Source organism: Azospirillum lipoferum 4B (genome assembly GCF_000283655.1).
In the GTDB taxonomy this organism is placed as follows: Bacteria; Pseudomonadota; Alphaproteobacteria; order Azospirillales; family Azospirillaceae; genus Azospirillum; species Azospirillum lipoferum_C.
Map to the genome: position 1 here is coordinate 183970 of NC_016588.1, position 17243 is coordinate 201212.

General features: G+C 68.0%; 15 protein-coding genes. 5 read left to right on the forward strand and 10 right to left on the reverse strand.

The genetic code is table 11. The features are described 5' to 3' along the window. Positions 1-82 precede the first annotated feature (82 nt). The 5 genes from AZOLI_RS29820 to AZOLI_RS29840 all read right to left on the reverse strand — a co-directional run bounded on the left by AZOLI_RS29820 (position 83) and on the right by AZOLI_RS29840 (position 6222). Complete coding sequence (locus tag AZOLI_RS29820) at positions 83-379, reverse strand: hypothetical protein (RefSeq protein ID WP_044553747.1); 297 nt, start codon at positions 377-379, stop codon at positions 83-85. A 288-nt stretch (positions 380-667) separates the two neighbouring features. Continuing rightward, entirely contained in the window at positions 668-2194 is a 1527-nt protein-coding gene (locus AZOLI_RS29825; protein ID WP_014190003.1) for a flippase, read from the reverse strand. Between the two features lie 245 nt (positions 2195-2439). After that, positions 2440-3702 (reverse strand): aminotransferase class I/II-fold pyridoxal phosphate-dependent enzyme, encoded by a 1263-nt coding sequence (locus tag AZOLI_RS29830; protein WP_014190004.1) that lies wholly within the window; start codon positions 3700-3702, stop codon positions 2440-2442. Further along, positions 3702-4694 (reverse strand): UDP-N-acetylglucosamine 4,6-dehydratase (inverting), encoded by a 993-nt coding sequence (gene pseB, locus AZOLI_RS29835; protein ID WP_044553835.1) that lies wholly within the window; start codon positions 4692-4694, stop codon positions 3702-3704. The genes AZOLI_RS29830 and pseB overlap by 1 nt, the downstream gene beginning before the upstream one ends. Before the next feature lie 226 nt (positions 4695-4920). Then, complete coding sequence (locus AZOLI_RS29840) at positions 4921-6222, reverse strand: glycosyltransferase family 4 protein (RefSeq protein ID WP_014190006.1); 1302 nt, start codon at positions 6220-6222, stop codon at positions 4921-4923. Positions 6223-6410: 188 nt separating this feature from the next. On the opposite strand from AZOLI_RS29840, the gene AZOLI_RS29845 reads away from it, so the two are divergent. Next, the gene (locus AZOLI_RS29845) at positions 6411-7094 is read left to right on the forward strand and encodes an aspartyl/asparaginyl beta-hydroxylase domain-containing protein (RefSeq protein WP_014190007.1); all 684 of its coding nucleotides are present in this window, start codon (positions 6411-6413) and stop codon (positions 7092-7094) included. A 144-nt stretch (positions 7095-7238) separates the two neighbouring features. Next, positions 7239-7739 (forward strand): hypothetical protein, encoded by a 501-nt coding sequence (locus AZOLI_RS29850; protein ID WP_162488546.1) that lies wholly within the window; start codon positions 7239-7241, stop codon positions 7737-7739. A 259-nt stretch (positions 7740-7998) separates the two neighbouring features. On the opposite strand, the gene AZOLI_RS29855 is transcribed toward AZOLI_RS29850, so the two are convergent. From AZOLI_RS29855 to AZOLI_RS32095, 3 genes are all read right to left on the reverse strand, one after another. Continuing rightward, positions 7999-8943 carry a replication protein RepA gene (locus AZOLI_RS29855; protein WP_012978551.1) on the reverse strand — a complete coding sequence of 315 codons (945 nt, stop codon included), beginning with the start codon at positions 8941-8943 and terminating at the stop codon, positions 7999-8001. Positions 8944-9565: 622 nt separating this feature from the next. Then, positions 9566-10456, reverse strand: coding sequence for an S-methyl-5'-thioadenosine phosphorylase (locus tag AZOLI_RS29860; protein WP_014190009.1), 891 nt, complete (start codon positions 10454-10456; stop codon positions 9566-9568). Between the two features lie 372 nt (positions 10457-10828). After that, complete coding sequence (locus AZOLI_RS32095; RefSeq protein WP_014190010.1) at positions 10829-11998, reverse strand: RNA-guided endonuclease InsQ/TnpB family protein; 1170 nt, start codon at positions 11996-11998, stop codon at positions 10829-10831. A 106-nt stretch (positions 11999-12104) separates the two neighbouring features. Here AZOLI_RS32095 and AZOLI_RS29870 point away from each other — a divergent pair, with 106 nt between their 5' ends. Further along, positions 12105-13589: a mannose-1-phosphate guanylyltransferase/mannose-6-phosphate isomerase gene (locus tag AZOLI_RS29870; RefSeq protein ID WP_014190011.1), complete on the forward strand. Its 1485-nt coding sequence runs from the start codon at positions 12105-12107 to the stop codon at positions 13587-13589. 76 nt (positions 13590-13665) lie between these two features. Here AZOLI_RS29870 and AZOLI_RS29875 read toward each other — a convergent pair whose 3' ends face one another. Both AZOLI_RS29875 and AZOLI_RS32100 read right to left on the reverse strand, forming a co-directional pair. Continuing rightward, a complete protein-coding gene (locus tag AZOLI_RS29875) occupies positions 13666-13989 on the reverse strand; it encodes a BrnA antitoxin family protein (protein ID WP_044553748.1) in 324 nt (107 codons plus the stop codon). Continuing rightward, the gene (locus AZOLI_RS32100; protein WP_014190013.1) at positions 13925-14221 is read right to left on the reverse strand and encodes a BrnT family toxin; all 297 of its coding nucleotides are present in this window, start codon (positions 14219-14221) and stop codon (positions 13925-13927) included. The genes AZOLI_RS29875 and AZOLI_RS32100 overlap by 65 nt, the downstream gene beginning before the upstream one ends. A gap of 389 nt (positions 14222-14610) precedes the next feature. On the opposite strand from AZOLI_RS32100, the gene AZOLI_RS29880 reads away from it, so the two are divergent. Together AZOLI_RS29880 and AZOLI_RS29885 are read left to right on the forward strand one after the other, a co-directional pair. Then, positions 14611-15021: a hypothetical protein gene (locus tag AZOLI_RS29880; protein WP_014190014.1), complete on the forward strand. Its 411-nt coding sequence runs from the start codon at positions 14611-14613 to the stop codon at positions 15019-15021. A gap of 3 nt (positions 15022-15024) precedes the next feature. Then, positions 15025-17241, forward strand: coding sequence for a peptidase domain-containing ABC transporter (locus AZOLI_RS29885; protein ID WP_014190015.1), 2217 nt, complete (start codon positions 15025-15027; stop codon positions 17239-17241). Positions 17242-17243 lie beyond the last annotated feature (2 nt).

The following is a 17243-nucleotide window of genomic DNA, read 5'->3' on the forward strand; positions in this document are numbered from 1 at the left end:
CGCCCCTCGTCCCGGCACTCCCGCTCCCGGCCTGTCAGGCTCGGGAACGGTCGGCGGAACGGGCCGTCAGCTGACCAGGCCCTCAGATCACCTGGAGATAGGCCGGATCGAGCGCGCCGTGGCGGAACGGGATCCAGTCCTTGTGGTCGGCGCGGTACTGCAGGCCGTAGGGGTTCTTGAAGAAGATCTTCTGCAGCGGCTGCCCGCCTTCGGCGCGGGTGCGCTCCAGGTCGATCAGCGGCGAGGAGGCGAACACCTTTTCCCACAGCTCGGTGTTGTCCACCTCGCGGCCGGCGTTCTTCACATAGTCGCGCGCGGTGTCGCTGAGCTGCCAAGCCTCTTCGACCATCGCGTAATAGTCCACAGTACCCTCGGCCATGGCCTTCGAACTCCAACCAGCGTTGCACAGAGTTTCCGCTCACATAGCGCATTTCCGGCGGCAAAGGAACCACCCGCGCACCGTGACGGTCGAGCACGCCCGGACCACCCGGCCGTGTCCTGAAAAGGTGATGTCACCGGCGGCACCGGTCCCATGACCGATGCCGCTGGAGGGCCGCAACCGCAGCCCCGCGGGCACATGCCCGCGAAAGCCAAGCGGGCGGATGCCCGCGCCGGCGATTGAGGCAACGGCTTTCGATGGGTCGCCATCGAAAGCCGTCACGTCATACTACGTGCGGTCCGCCGCGGTTCCGTCGATCAGACGGGCGGCGCGGGACTTTCGCAGCGGGGCGGACAGCTTCTCCCAGGACCGCGTGCGCAGCAGCCGGCCGGCCACCCCCAGCCCGACCGCCAGCAGGCCGGTCAGGCTGATCGCCGCACCCACCGGCCCGCCGACCAGCAGCCCGGCCGTTCCCGCCGCCCCGGCCAGCAGCGCGCGCAGGCCGATGGTCAGCGCCACCGCCCCCGTGCCCGGCGCCACGCGCGGCAGCAGGACCAGCAGAAGCCCGCAATCGACCGCCGTGCGCAGGCTCCAGGCCGCGGCGGCGCCGACGGCGCCGTAACGCTCGGCCAGCAGCCACAGCACACCCAGATAGACCGGCAGCTCGGCCAGCTGCAGCCGGGCGGTCACGTCGACGCGGCCGACGCTCTGGATCAGGGTGTTGGGCACATAGGCGGTGGCGTTGAAGAAGACGCCCAGCATCAGGATCGACAGGACCGTGGCGCTGTTGGCGGCGAAGGCCGGACCCAGCCATAGCCCCAGCGCCGTCTCGCCGCCGACGATGGTGGCGGCCTGCATCGCCAGGAACACCGCCAGCGTCAGGTGGCCGCCGGCGTCCAGGATGCGGCCCAGCGCCGGGGGATCGCGCCGGAACAGGCTGGAGGCCAGCGGGAACAGCGCCAGCGACAGGGCGCCGGGGATCACCATCAGCCGCGACAAGAGCTCGAACGGCGTCGTGTAGAAGGCGACCATCGCCGCCGGCACCAGGCTGAGCAGGATGAAGCGGTCGGCATAGAGCATCGCCGGACCGATCAGGTTGTTCAGCATCATCCAGGCGCTCATGGTGAACAGCCCGCGCAGGCTCGGACGGCCCCAGCGACCGGGATGGAGAAGGTCCGGCATCTGGCGCACGGCCAGCACGCCATAGCCGACCAGCCCGATGAAGCGCCCCACCGCGATGGCGGCGATCACCGGCACCAGGCTCTGGCTGAAGGGCAGCACGCAGAGCGGGCTCAGGTAATTCAGCACCCCCACCGTCATCCGCACCAGACTGATCGGGCGGAAGCGCTGGTAGGCCTCCAGCACGCCGCGCAGGCCGGCGGAGACCAGCGCGATCGGCACGATGGCGGCGGCGATCAGCAGGCTCGACCGGATCTCGTCCGGCGAGGTGCCGGTATCGAGCTGGAAGCGGTCGGCCAGCAGCCCGGCGCCCAGCGCCACCGCCCCGCCGGTCAAGAGGCCGATGGCTCCCATCAGGGCGATGGCCGGACCGGCGATGCCCGCCGTGCCGACGCTGCCCCTGTCCTCTCCGATCCTGTCCTGTCCGGCCTTGTCCTCTCCGGGTTCGCTTTCCGGACTTCCCGCATGACCGGCATGGCCGATCCGGTCGGCGACGACCTGCACCAGCGACCGCCCGAGCCCGAGGTCGAGCACCCCCAGATAGCCGAGCAGCGCCCAGATCAGGGTCAGCGCGCCGAAGCGTTCCATCCCGACGGCGGAGATGAGCAACGGAATCGACAGGAGGGCCGCCAACATGGGGAGCCCCTCGCCAAGCAGATTCCAGAGCGTGTTGCGAAGCAAATTCGGAGGTCCGTACGCGAAGCACTGTGGAGCGGCGTTCGGGATGACCCGACCACGGCCATGCGGCTCTTCAGCCGTTGGACCTAGGCCTATGCCCTCCTGACGACGCCATTGTTATCCGTCCATCCTGTCCAAAACGCTAACGGAATCGCTTTGACGAAGCAGTCCGGATCCTGACCTCCCGTATCCGGGAACGGCCGTCAGGACAGGGCCTGCTCCAGCGCCGCGGCGACCCGGTCGACGTCGCCGTCGGCCATGGCCGGGAACAGCGGCAGCGACAGGGTGCGGGCGTAATGGGCCATGGCGCCGGGCAAGGCGACGCCGGACGGGTCGAGGTCGCCGTACCGGCGGCGCCAGTAGGGTTGGCGATGGACCGGGATATAGTGCACCTGGGTGCCGACGCCCAGTGCCCGCAGGGCGGCCATCACCGCCGAGCGGGTCCGCCCCGCCGCCTCGAAGTCGATGCGCGCCGCGCACAGGTGCCAGGCCGGCCGGCACCAGGGGAGCTGGGCCGGCGGGCTCACCAGCGGCGCCAGCGGGGCCAGCCGCTCGGCATAGAGCGCCATCAGCCGCGCCCGCCGCCCGATCAGGCGGTCGAGCCGGCCGAGCTGGCTCAGCACCAGCGCCGCATGGATGTCGGACAGGCGGTGGTTGAAGCCGGGCTCCGCCATCTCATAGTACCAGGGGTTGGCGTTGCCCTCCGCATCCAGGCCCGCGTCGGGATCGGCGAAGCCCTCCCCCGCTTCGGGCACGCGCATCATGCCGTGGTTGCACAGGCGCCGCACCCGCGCCATCAGCGCCGGGTCACTGCCGGTGACCGCCCCGCCCTCCCCCGCCGCGATGGTCTTGACCGGATGGAAGGAGAAGACGGTCAGCGATCCGGCCTCCACCTCCGGCCGGCCGGCGCCGACCGGCCTCTCGCGTCCCTCGGACAGATCGACCGTGCCGATGGCGTGGCAGGCATCCTCGACCAGCGCCAGCCCTTCGGCCTGCGCAAGCGCGGCAAGGGCGGCCATCGGGGCGGTCTGCCCGGCGTAATGGACGGGGGCGAGCGCGCGGACGCGCCAGCCGGCCTTGCGCGCCCGCGCGACGGCGGCCTCGGCCTCGGCGACGCCCATCAGGCCGCTGTCGGGATCGACGTCGGCGAAGGCGACCTCGGCCCCGCAATGGCGGGCGGCGGAAGCCGTGGCGAGGAAGGTGTTGGACGGCACCACCACCGCGTCGCCCGGACCGATGCCGAGTGCGGCATAGGCCAGCCGCAGCGCCGCGGTGCCGTTGGCGCAGGCCACCGCCTCAGCCGCCCCGACCCGCGCGGCCAAAGCCCGCTCGAAGGCGGCGACCGCCGGCCCCTGGGTCAGCCAGTCGCCGCGCAGCACCGCCGTCACCGCGGCGATGTCCTCCTCCTCCACCGACTGGCGGCCATAGGGGAGGAAGGGCAGATCCCCCGGCAGGGGCCCTGTCATCAGGGGGCTTCCGCCAGCAGGGCGCGCAGCCGCTCGCCGTCGAGCCAGTCGTCGTTGCCGTCGCTGGCATAGCGGAAGCCGTCGGCCACCGGGCGGGCGTTCAGCCGCTCGTACGGCGCATGCTGCCAGAAGGTGAAGGCCGGCTCGATCACATAGCGGTCGGCCAGCTCGTAGGTCTGGCGGGAATCGTCCTCGGTGATCATCACCTCGTGCAGCTTCTCGCCCGGCCGGATGCCGACGATCTTCTGCGGCAGGTCCGGCGCCATGGCGCGGGCGAGGTCGGCGATGCGCATGCTGGGGATCTTCGGCACGAAGATCTCGCCGCCCTGCATCATGGCGAAGCAGGACAGCACGAAATCGACGCCGTGCTGCAGCGTGATCCAGAAGCGGGTCATCCGCTCGTCGGTGACCGGCAGATGGTCGGCCCCCCCGGCGATCATCTTGCGGAACAGCGGCACGACGCTGCCGCGCGAGCCCACCACATTGCCGTAGCGCACCACCGCGAAGCGGGTGTCGAGCGCGCCCGACAGGTTGTTGGCGGCGATGAAGATCTTGTCCGATGCCAGCTTGCTGGCACCATAGAGGTTGATCGGGTTGGCCGCCTTGTCGGTCGACAGTGCGACGACGCGACGCACCCCGGTCGACAGCGCCGCCCGCACCACGTTCTCCGCCCCGTAGACGTTGGTGTGGATGCATTCCATCGGGTTGTATTCGGCGGCCGGCACATGCTTCAGCGCCGCGGCATGGACGCAGAAATCGACGCCGCGCATCGCCAGTTCCAGCCGCTCGCGGTCGCGCACGTCGCCGATGAAGTAGCGCAGCGTCGGCGCCCACTCCGCCGGCATGCGCTGCTGCATCTCGTACTGCTTGAACTCGTCGCGGGAGAAGATGATGACCCGGCGCGGCCTGGCGTGGCGCATCACCGTCTCGACGAAGCGGCGGCCGAAGGAGCCGGTTCCTCCGGTCACCAGGATCGACCGGCCGTCCAGCATGCGCAGGCCGGCCTCGAGCCCGGTGCCGGCGTCGGGATCCGGATGCCATGGCTTGGGGTCGCTGGCCTTGCTGGAATGTGTCGTCACCGCCGGTTCCGTCCGTTGAAGCCGCATCGCTCGAAGCCACCGGGCCGGGATCCGCCGTCCGGATGGTCCGGAACGGGCGCGGCATCGGGTTCGAAATGGAACCCGACCGTAACCGGTGCTTTCTGACAATCGGGTTAATTCACTCCGTCCCCCGGTGCAAGGTCCTCAACGGACGGGACCCCGGCGGCAGGTCATGGACGGGCGGGCGGGCGGCCTGCACATCCTCCAGCAGGCGGATCTGCGCCGGCAGGCAGACGGTGGCGAGGTCGTAGCGCTCCACCGCCGTCCGCCTTGCGGCGGCCGACAGGGTGGCGCGCAGGTCCGGGTCGTCGAGCGCCGTCTCCACCCGGTCGGCGAGCGCCATGGGATCGAAGAAATCCGTCAGCAGCCCGTTCACCCCGTCCTCGATCACCTCGGCGACCGGCGGCGTGTCGGACCCGACGATGACGGCGCCGCAGGCCATCGCCTCCAGCATCGACCAGGACAGGACGAAGGGAAAGGTCAGGTAGATGTGGGCGCGCGAGACGCGCAGGACCGACAGATAGTCCTCATAGGGCAGCTTTCCCAGCACATGCAGCCGCGCCGCCTCCTGCCTGGGCGCGCCGGCGGCGTCCAGCATCGTCTCCCGCCACATCGCTTCGCGCCAGGTGCCGCCGCCCTCGGGCGGGGCGCCGTAGCTGACCTCGTCGCCGCCCACCACCAGGATGTGCAGCCTGGGCCGGCGCAGCAGCAGCTCGGCCGCCGCCCGCATGAAGGTGGGAAAGCCGCGGTAGGGCTCCAGGTTGCGGGCGACATAGGTCACCACCTCGTCCTCGCGCGACAGGCTGCGGCCATCGGGCAGGGTGACGGTGGCGGCCGGATCCGGCCGGCAATGCGCGGTGTCGACCCCGTCATGGATCACCGAGATGCGCGGGCGGAAGGCGTCGGGATGCTGGCGACGCTGCCACTCCGTCGGGCTGACGCCCCAGTCCATCGCATCCAGCCCGGTCAGCAGGGCGGTGTTCTTGGTGCGGATGCGGCAGCGCGTCTCCAGCGTCACCGGCCGCTCCGGGTCGAAGCCGACGTCGGAGCCGTCCGCCCGGTAGAAGAACTCGCAATAGAGCAGCAGGCGGGCGGCCGGGAACAGGTCCTTCAGGAACAGCGCCTCGCCCCAGCCGGGATGGGCACAGATCACATCGGGGGTGAAGCCGGCCTTCTGCAGGGCCAGCCCGGCGCGCACCGCGCCCTGCCCGTGCAGGACCTGCCCCTCGAACATGCGGATATAGGGGTGGGTGGCCTCGCCCGGCTCGCGCGTCGGCCGGTAGAGCGCCATGCGCACGCCCGGCAGCTCGCGCCTGGTCTTGCCGATGAAGGCGACCTGATGGGCCGGATCCGCCGCGAAATGACGGACGAGATGCTTGTATTGGCCAGGGGTGTTCTGGTGGACGAACAGGATCCGCATGGATAAGGCGTTGCCTGGAAAACGGGGAAGGGGGGCCATAGCCTGCGGGCATCCGGCGCCGCTGTCGATGGATAACACCACAGCCCGGCCGACAGCCCTATGACGGGGCGGCATGAGGGAACGGGTGGCATCCCCCTGCAGAAAAGTTTAATAACCTAAAGAAACCACAACCGCACGCCCTTCCCGCCATGCAGCACCCCATCCAGCCGGGTCCCCTCCATCCCTGGCAGCAGGTCACCGTCGGCAGCGGCCTGATGCTGCATGCTCCCCTGACCGTCCGTGCCGACCCGGCCCCGCTCCAGCGCGAGTTCGCGGCCCTCGACGCGGCGACGGGGGACAAGGGGCGGATGTTCATGGCCGGCGACGGCAGCTGGTCGTCGATCACCCTGGTCGAGGAGGGGCTCGGCCCCGACGGCCGGCGCGCCACCGGCCGACCGACCCCGGCGCTGGATACGATGCCGAGCGCCCGCACCCTGCTGGAGGGGCTGGGCTGCCGCATCCTGTCCTGCTACGTCCATCGGCAGGAGCCGGGCGGCCTGCTCCGCTGGCATTACGACAATGCCGGCTTGCACCTGTCCGAAGCCCGGCTGATCGTGCCGATCATCGCCCCGCCCGCCGCCGTCACCTGGATCGGCGACAGCCCGGCCGCCTATCCGGCCGGCACGCCGTGGGTCGGCGACTTCACCTTCCCCCATCAGGTGGAGAACGCCCCGGACGAGCAGCGGATCGTCCTGCTGGTGGACGTGGTCAGCGACGACCGTGCCCGCTCGCTTGTCCCGGCGGACCTGTACGGCCAGCCGATGCTCCGTCTGGCACTGGCCGAGCAGGCGGTCAACAGTCTCCTGATGAACCGGGAGCCGGTGTCGGCCTGAGCAGTCCCCCTTCGGAGCCCCTCGGCCTTTCTCTACCCTTCTCGGCCCTTCCAGGAAGGATCCGTTCCGTCCCTGCCGCCTTGCGCCCATATGCTGTCCGCCCGCCGGACGATGCCGGCCCACCGCCGACCCCGAGGAGGTGCGATGATGCGGATCCGCCCGGCGCTGCTGCTCGCCGCCAGCCTGCTCCTTCACATCCCGGAGGCCGCCGCCATGTCGCCCCTGTCCTTCTTCCAGCGTGTCGAGCGCGTCGGCCTGCTCTGCGCCGTGGATGCCGACGGCGGGACGGCGGCCGGCCTTGCCGACGAAGCGTTGTGCGGCCGGGCCGCCGCGGTGCTGTCGGGGCTGCTGGCCTCCGGACCGGCCGTCACGGCGCTCGCCCCCAACGATGCCCGCATCGCCGATCCCGCTACCCTGCTGCTGCTGGTCCATGCCACGCTGCGGCCCGAGGACAAGGGGCAGGACGGGCGGCTCCTGTCGCTCGCGGCGACCCTCCAGCGTACCGGATCCGCCGGCGGCCCGCCCTTCTTCATGATGCCGCCGCAGGCTCTGGCACTGTCCGGCAGCCTGGACGAAAGCCTTTTGGATTCAATGCTCCACCGCCTGCTCGGCCCGCTGGCGAGGGCGCTGCGCGCCAATCCCTGAGAGGCGGAGTTTGGAGTCTTGTCGCAGGGGAGAGAAACCGTCGCCGCAGGCTCGACCGTCTGCAAGCCCACGGTCCCGCGAAAGCGGGAATCCATCCGTTTCAGCCGTTTGATTGCGGCGCTTCCTGGATCCCCGCCTTCGCGGGAATGACAAAAAGTTCCTTTGGTTCCAGAGACTTAATGTTGCCGTAAGAGCCGTGCAGACGAAGCGCAGGTCCGGCCGGCCGGAAGGCCGACAAGCCGGCGCGCCGAAGGCTACGTCACCGGCAAAGCTGCGCGAACTTGCGCTCCGGGATCGGCGGCGGCGAGGGGTGCAGCATCAGCCCCTGTTCCTCCACATCGACCCGTGCGTCGGGATAAACCGCAAGCGCAAGCTGCAGAGCCTCGATGAACCGCTTCCGGAAATCGCGCAGGCGGCTGTATCCGGCGCCGAACTGCTCGAACACCGCCGGCCAGGTGATCGGGGTTGAGCGGTTCAGGCTGTGGAGCCGGTAGGCCAGCCAGATATAGATGTCGATGCTGGTGCTGTTGTTCTGGATGTGGCGCAGCGCCGGTTCCCAGATCGGCACCGGATGGGCCTTCAGCTCGCGGAAGAAGGCTTCCGACAGCAGGACGCGGTCCTCCCAGAGCGATCCCTGGCCCGGCTCCGCCCCGGCATTGGCCGAGAAATGGATGCCGCCCTTGACGATCGACCCCTTTTCGAAGCCGATGCTGTGGGCGTCTTCCCAGGCGAAGGTCAGGTTGCAGGCGGCGATGCGCGAGGCCTGCTCGCGGATGTCGCGATAGGTCTGGCCGCCGACCGACAGGCCCATGCGGTCCAGCCATTCGTGCATGCTGCGGCCCAGCTCGACCTCGCGGCTGTCGGTCTGGATCGCGCGGGTCTGCAGATACAGCAGGATCATCCGCGCGCGGCTGCCGTAGGGAACGCCGTAAAGCTTAAAGCCACCGTTGCGGATCGGCAGTCGTCCGGGCTCGATCAGCAAGCGGATCTTATGTCCGCGACGCTCCCACGGCTGGTCGTCGGGAAGACGACGATGGGGAAGCGCGGTCAGCGCAAAACCCGAATAGGTGATGCCAAGCTCCTGCCGCTCCTCTTCGAGGACGGCAGCGGCGACGTCGACTAGCGAACGCTGATCCGGATCGGTTTGGAGCGCCTTCGCCTGGTCGCGTCCAAGCTGGGTGATCAGGGTGTGTATCTGTCCCATAGCGAGCTGACCTTGGCACGACTTTGCGAGGAACCCTATATCACGGCCGGTTAGTGCCAGCAATTTGGAGTCTTGTCGCTCAAACTATTTGTACGGTTATTTGATTCAGTTAATAGTTTGCGCGACAAGACTCCAGTAGAGAATCGCGAGTCGCGCGACAAAACTCCAGAACTCCCGCGACAAGACTCCAGCGGATAGTCCGCATTGCCTGTGGATTTTTCGGCCGACGCGACAAGACTCCAGGCGGGACATTTCGATTCGGCCCCGAATCGCTTCCGATTCGCTCATTTCCGAGTCGTGGAGGTGAATCGGCCACGACTCCTCCTTGATTCACGCCCCCTGCGCCGATCCGGCCCGAGGCCCGGTTTGGAGTTCTGTCGCGCCCCTTTCCGCCCGGGTTCTCCCTTTCCGCCCGTCCGATCCGGGGCTACGGGTGTCGCCGGACCCGGATCCGGGTCCGGCGGGCAGGGATGGATCGGGGGGGCGCGACAAGACTCCAACCTCGACCGCTGCCGTGGAGGGATGAGGCCGGCCGGTTTGGAGTCTTGTCTCGCCCCGTCTCGAACGGGGAATCCGGTCGGCCGGACAGCCCCGACCGGACTGTGGTGCGGATCGCGGCAGCCTATCGGCCCAGCGCCCGCTTCACGATCAGCGACAGCTTTTCCAGTATCGCCGGATCGCGGTGGGCGGGCGCGGTCATGATGGCGTTGTCGAGCGCGGTGTGGCAGCCCTGGGCGCATGGACCCTCGTGCAGCGCCAGCTTGGGCGCCAGGGCCGAGACCAGCGCGCGCGCCTTGCCGGCGTTGGCGACCACCACCCGGATCACCGCATCGACCGACACATGGTCGTGCTCCTCGTGCCAGCAGTCGTAATCGGTGACCATGGCGACGGTCGCGTAGCACATCTCCGCCTCGCGGGCGAGCTTGGCCTCCGGCATGTTGGTCATGCCGATGACGTCGCAATCCCACCCGCGATACAGGGTCGATTCGGCGATGGTGGAGAATTGCGGCCCTTCCATCACCATGTAGGTGCCGCGCCGTTGGCGCGGGATGTCCAACTCGGCCAGCGTCTCCTCGATCAGGTCGCCCAGCCGCCCGCAGACCGGATGGCCCAGCGCGACATGCGCGACCAGCCCGCTGCCGAAGAAGCTCTTCTCGCGGGCGAAGGTGCGGTCGATGAACTGGTCGATCACCACGAAGGTGCCCGGCGGCAGATGCTCCTTCAGCGAGCCGACCGCCGACACCGACAGGATTTCCGTGACGCCGAGCTGCTTCAGCGCATGGATGTTGGCGCGGAAATTCAGCTCCGATGGCGGGATGCGGTGGCCGCGGCCATGGCGCGGCAGGAAGATCAGCTTCCGTCCCGCCAGCTCGCCGGTCAGCAGTTCGTCGGACGGGTCGCCAAAGGGAGTCGTCACCTTGACCCAGCGGGTGTTCTCCAGCCCGTCGATGTCGTACAGGCCGCTGCCGCCGATCACCCCCAGAACCGTTTCGCCAACTGCGTCGTCGCTCATGTCCCGCTCTCCCCTGCTGAAGTTCGTCCGACTATTTCGGGCGCACCGGTGGAAAGCAACCGCGGACCGCAGGCAGGACGGGTCCGCCCGTTCGGCCGCACCGCCGCTTCGACCGGCCGGCGGCGTCCTGGCGCCTGCGCTCCCTCCTGATTTTCCTCGCCCTGCCTGAAGGCGGTAACCCCCGGCCGGAATGTCGGATGGGTCTCGGAGGGGTGCTTGTGGAGGGCGGAAAGCGCGGTCTATAACGAACCGCCATGGCGCCGGCCGCTGGCTTCGACCCTCGGCTTTTCCGGCGCCCGGTCACAGGCTCACCACAATGAATGGCGGCAGGTTGACTTTCTTTACCGTCCATAAACGGCAAATTCTCAAGCCTCACGGCGTGAGTTCCTGCTTCATCGAGGACTGCCCAGGATGCCGAGGCACCCCAGGACTGACATCCCCTCCACAGGCAGTCACCGCCAGTCCAGCGGCCAGAATGTTTTGCGCGGCGTTATGGTCCCGGTCATGATGAGCACCGCAGTGGGGGCATACCCATGCTCGATCAGCCAGTGTCAGTGCGTGTCCGGTCGTCCCACACGCACTGCATGTCTTAGTCGACGGATAGAACCGATCAACCTGCACCAGCGTCCTTCCATACCAAGTTGCTTTGTAAGTCAACTGACGGAGAAGCTCTCCCCAGCTGGCATCGGCAATGGCACGGCTGTGGCGTTTTGCCCGCAGCATACCTCCAATCGACAGTGTCTCAACCGCGATCACTTGGTTTTCGCTGATCAGCCGGCGAGACAACTTGTGCAGGAAGTCCTGTCTAGCGTGGCGCACGGCTGCATGGGCGCGTGCCAACTTCAGTTTTGCCTTTGTTCGGTTCCTGGAGCTTTTTTGTTTGCGCGCCAGACGGCGCTGCTCTCGGGTCAGCCGCTTTTGGTGTTTGGACAGATGACGCGGGTTGGCAATTTTCTCTCCGGTGCTGAGGACAGCCAGACTCGTCAGCCCAAGATCAATTCCAACTGTGCTGCCACCGCTCAAAGGTTCGATGGAGGCAACAACACGGCAAGCGATGTACCATCGCCCATCCAGCTCCCGGATCACTGTGACCGTACTCGGTTCTCCAGGAAGCGCACGCGACCATATTACGGCCAAAGGTTCCGTCATCTTTGCGAGCGTGAGCGTTCCATTGCGATAGGTAAAGCCGGATTTGGTAAACTCTGCCGATTGCCGGCTGTCTTTCCGGCGAAATTGTGGATAGCGGGCACGTTTCAGAAAGAACCTTTGGTAAGCCGCCTCAAGATGACGCAGACACTGTTGAAGCGGGACGCTGGAAACCTCCTTCAGCCAAGCAAAAGCAGGATCCTTTTTCAGCGCCGTCAGCATCGCGTTGGTCTGCAGGAATCCAGATCGTTCCTTGTGCTCCGTCCATGCGGCTTTCCGCAGTGCGCGAGCCCGGTTATAGACAACACGCACGCAGCCGAACGTTCGGTTCAGCAACTCCGCTTGCTGCGCCGTGGGGTAGAAACGAAAACGGTAGGAACACTCGACTAGGTTCATAGCATCTTATATCAAGAGTTGCGGCTGTGTTCAACTTTCGTTCCTCCGCTAAGCAAGCATACTTCCTCCGCCGCCGAGAGGCGGTGCCCTCTATACGGAGAGCCTGATGAACGGCAATTCCGCGCAGAAGATCGTCCCGGTGCTGCTGTCCGGCGGTACGGGGTCCCGTTTGTGGCCCTTGTCGCGCGAACTGTATCCCAAGCAGTTCCTGCCGCTCTGCTCCGACCGGACGATGCTCCAGGACACCGCCCTGCGGGTCAGCGCGCAACCCGGTTCCACGGCGCCCGGTTCCACACAGTCCGGCGCGCCCGCGGAGGTGGCCTTTTCGGCCCCCCTGGTGATCTGCAACCAGGAACACCGCTTCCTCGCCGCCGAGCAGCTGCGCCAGTCGCGCTGCATCCCCCGCGGCATCATCCTGGAGCCGGCCGGCCGCAACACCGCCGCCGCCTGCGCGCTCGCGGCGCTCGCGGTGACGGCCGACGATCCGGACGCGCTGCTGCTGATCCTGCCGGCCGACCACGAGATCCGCGACGCCGACGCCTTCCGCCGCGCCGTCGCCATCGCCGCCCGCGCTGCCCAGGCCGGCCGGCTGGTCACCTTCGGCATCGCCCCGACCCGGCCGGAGACCGGCTACGGCTATATCCGCCGCGGCCATTCGATGGACGAGGCCGACGGTGCCTACAACGTCGCCGCCTTCGTCGAGAAGCCGTCGCTGGAGGTGGCCGAGCGCTACCTCGCCGAGGGCAGCTATGCCTGGAACAGCGGCATGTTCCTGTTCCCGGCCGCCCGTCTGCTGGCCGAGCTGGAGCGCCACGCCCCGGCGGTGCTGGCCGCCTGCCGCGAGGCGCTGGAGCAGGGGGCCAAGGACCTCGACTTCTTCCGCCTGGACGCCGCCGCCTTCGCCAAGGCGCCCAGCATCTCCATCGACTATGCGGTGATGGAGCGCACCGACCGCGCCGCCGTCGTCCCCTGCGAGATCGGCTGGACCGATGTCGGCGCCTGGTCGGCTCTGTGGGACGTCGGGAGCAAGGACGGCGAAGGCAACGTCGTCGTCGGCGACGTGCTGCTGGAGGGCGCCCGCGACTGCTATGTCCGCAGCGACAACCACCTGACCGCCGTGGTCGGGGTGGAGAATGCCGTGGTGGTGGTGGTGGACGACGCCGTTCTGGTCGCCGACCGGAGCCAAGCCCAGGACGTCAAGCGCATCGTCGACCGGCTGAAGGCCGAGGGGCGCAGCGAGTCCGTCAGCCACCGCCGGGTCCACCGCCCCTGGGGCTCCTACCAGTCGCTGCACACCGGCGACCGTTTCCAGGTGAAGAGCCTGACCATCGCCCCCGGCTCGCGCCTGTCCCTGCAGAAGCACCATCACCGCGCCGAGCATTGGGTGGTGGTCAACGGCACCGCGCTGGTCACCCGCGGCGAGGAGCAGGTGATGGTCTACGAGAACCAGTCGATCTACATCCCGATCGGCACGGTCCACCGGCTGGAGAACCCCGGCAAGGTGCCGCTGACCATCATCGAGGTGCAGTCCGGTTCCTATCTGGGCGAGGATGACATCGTCCGGCTGGAGGACGTCTACGGCCGCAACTGAGCGATCGGTAATCCAGCGGCGCCACGGGTTGCCCAGGGCGCCGCTGACGGTCGCGCCGCTGACGGTCGGGTGGGGGTCAGGCGCGCTTCCTGGCGCGCTCATGCTCCATGTAGGCCCGGAGCACGGCATTGATTTTGCTCTGGTAGCGGTCACTGTTGGTGCGGAACCACTCCAGCACATCCGAATCCAGGCGGATGCTGATCGCCTGCTTGGCCGGCGGCTCGACGATGCGGGCGGTCTCGAACCATGCTTCGTCGGCCAGAGGTGCCGCGTCGGGATCGCTGCGCACGGCGGCGTCGAGGTCGGCATCGGTCTGGCGGTCGGCCCGCGACCAGTCAGCCGTCCGCTTGCGGGGCGACGCCAGAGAGCGTCGCGTGATACGCTCGTTGTTCGCGTCCATTGGCTTTCCTTGCTGAGATGATGCGGCGGGCGTCATCGCGCCAAGTGTAGACGACCACCAGCAACCGGCCATCCACCTCGCCATAGGCGATGATGCGTGTCTCTCCGTTATGATCGCGCGGGTCGTTTTTCTCCCGCACAGGTCCTTCGAAAATGTAGATGGCATCCTCAAAATCGATGCCATGCTTGGCAAGGTTCGTTTCGCGTTTACGCTCGTCCCACTCGAAGTTCATAGTCGACTCTCTCCAGGTAGACAGCGATACGCCATCTGCCTTCAAAGAATTCTGTAGAATATTTCTTCATTTTGCGATTGCCTTTGGTGCTTTGGCTATATTCTCTGAATTTTTCTTTGTTGCGCGGAGTGCGAGGGCATCATTGCGAAACACAAATGTATATACATTTTCTTTGAGCCTTCGTCAAGGCCTTGTCCGTGAATGCCCTGCTCCCTCGCTTTCGTGCAGTGACCCCTGACAACGACAGGCCCCTCCGCCCAAGCTGAGGCGGCGGCTGTGTCTTCCTGCGGTTCTGGACAATGGCGGCTTGGTCCCGCTTGCCGCCTTCCGGTAGAAAGAGGATGCGAGGGTGCCGCAGCGGCGCCCCGTCTTCTGCTGCCGGGACCATCATGACCATCGAGCCGCCGCCCGACGACCGCATCCCCGAACTCTATGCCGACGGGGTCTTCGACATCGGCTTCGGCAACGGCATGGTCCGCATCGACCTGTTCAGCCTGTCGGCCCTGCGCAAGGACGGCAACGGCCAGCCGCTGCCCGCCATCCGCCAGCGGGTGGTGATGAGCCTGCCGGGCTTCCTCGCCAGCCTGTCCGCGCTGGAAGGCATGCGCCAGCGGCTGGAGGCCGCCGGCGTGCTGCCGCCCAATTCCGGCATGGTGCCGCCTCCCGCGCCGGCTCCTTCCCCGGCCTTCCAGAGCCCGGTGCAGGCCCCGATCCAGCCCGCCTCCCCCACCGGTCCGTCCACCGGCCCCGCGACCCCGGCCACCCCGCCCGGACGGCCCCGCTCGCCGAATTTCGGCTGACCGATGCCGGACGCCAGCACGACCGCCACGGCTCCGCCGCCCGGCCCCGATGCCGCCCCCGATCCGGACGAAAGCACCGCGCTGCGCTGCCTGACGCTGGTGGCGCGCCATCACGGCCTGTCGGCCTCGCCGTCGGCCCTGCGTGCCCGCGTCGCTCCCGGCCCCAGCGGACCAAACGGCGAGCCGTCGACCGTCGACCTGCTGCGCATCGCCGCCGCCACCGGTTTCAAGGCGACCGCCCGCCGGCTCGACTGGAAAGCCCTGCAGTCCCTTCCCCCCGTCTTCCCGTTGCTGGCGCGGCTGACCAACGGCAACACCGTTATCCTGGTCGGACTGTCGCGTCCGTCCCGTCCCGATGAGGAACCGGTGGTCGGCGTCGTCGACCCGCTGGCCGACCGGCTGGACGTGATCGACGTGCCGCGCGACCGCTTCCTGGAGCGCTGGGACGGCGAACTGGTCTTCCTCAAGCCGCGCCACGGCCTCGGCGATCCGCGCCAGCCCTTCGGCCTGCGCTGGTTCGTGCCGGAGATCCTGCGCCAGAAATCGGCCTTCCGTGACGTGGTGGCGGCGGCGCTGGTGCTGCACGCGCTCGCCCTTGCCGTCCCGATCTATTTCCAGATCGTGATCGACAAGGTGCTGGTGAACGAGACCGTCGCCACCCTGCAGGTGCTGACCATCGGCGTGCTGGGCGCCCTGCTGTTCGAGGCGGCCTTCCGCTTCCTGCGCCAGTTCATCCTGCTGGCGGCGGCCAACCGCATCGACATCCGCCTGCTGAACCGCACCTTCGGCCATCTGCTCGACCTGCCCATCACCTTCTTCGACGGGCATTCGGCCGGCGTCACCGTGCGCCACATGCAGCAGGTGGAGCGCATCCGCGAATTCCTGACCGGCAACCTGCTCTCCACCGTGCTGGACAGCCTGGTTCTGCTGGTCTTCCTGCCGGTGCTGTTCTTCTATTCGGTCAAGCTGACGCTGGTGGCGCTGCTGTTCGCCGGATTGATCGCCGGGGTGATGGTCGCCCTGGTGCCGATCTATCGCAGCCGGCTCGGCGACCTCTACAACGCCGATGCCGAGCGGCAGGCCATGCTGGTGGAGACCATCCACGGCATGCGCACCGTCAAGTCGTCGGCCCTGGAACCGCAGCAGCGCCGCAGCTGGGACCGCAAGGCGGCGCGTGCGGTGACCAGCCATTACCGGGTCGGCCGCATCTCCATCGCCGCCCGCACGGTGACGGAGTTCCTGGAGAAGGCGATGATGGTGGCGGTGGTCGCCGTCGGCGCCTTCGACGTCTTCGACCGCCAGCTGTCGGTCGGCGCGCTGATCGCCTTCCAGATGCTGTCGGGGCGGGTGGTGACGCCGCTGGTCCAGATCGTCTCGCTGATCCACCAGTACCAGGAAACCGCGCTTTCCGTCCGCATGCTGGGCGAGGTGATGAACCACCCGGCCGAGCCCCGGCGCGAGGGCAGCGGCGCCTGTCCTTCCCTGATCGGGCGGATCGAAATCGAGGGGCTGGGCTTCCGCTACGACCGCAACCGGCCGCCGGCGCTGGATGGCGTCACCCTGACCGTGCCGGCCGGCTCCGTCGTCGGGCTGGTCGGGCGCAGCGGCTCGGGCAAGAGCACGCTGATGCGGCTGCTCCAGGGTTTCTACCCGGTGCAGGACGGCACCATCCGCTATGACGGGCTGGACATCCGCGAACTGGACCTGGCCCATCTGCGCCGCTCCATCGGCGTGGTGCTGCAGGAGAATTTCCTGTTCCGCGGCACCATCCGCGACAACATCGCCATGACCATGCCCGAGGCCAGCCGCGAGGAGATCGTCGAGGCCGCCCGGCTGGCCGGCGCCGACGAGTTCATCCACCGCCTGCCCGACGGCTACGACACGCTGGTGGAGGAGGGGGCGAGCAACCTGTCCGGCGGCCAGAAGCAGCGCATCGCCATCGCCCGCGCCCTGCTGCCCCAGCCGCGCATCCTGATCCTGGACGAGGCGACCAGCGCGCTGGATCCCGACAGCGAGGCCATCGTCATGGCCAACCTGCGGCGCATCGCCCGCGGCCGCACCGTGCTGATCGTCACCCATCGCCTCTCCACCCTGACCGGCTGCGACACCATCGCCGTGCTGGAGCAGGGCCGCCTGCTCGACATCGCCCCCCATGCACTTCTGCTCGACCGCTGCGCCGAATACCGGCATCTGTGGCAGCAGCAGAACCGGGGGCGCTGAAC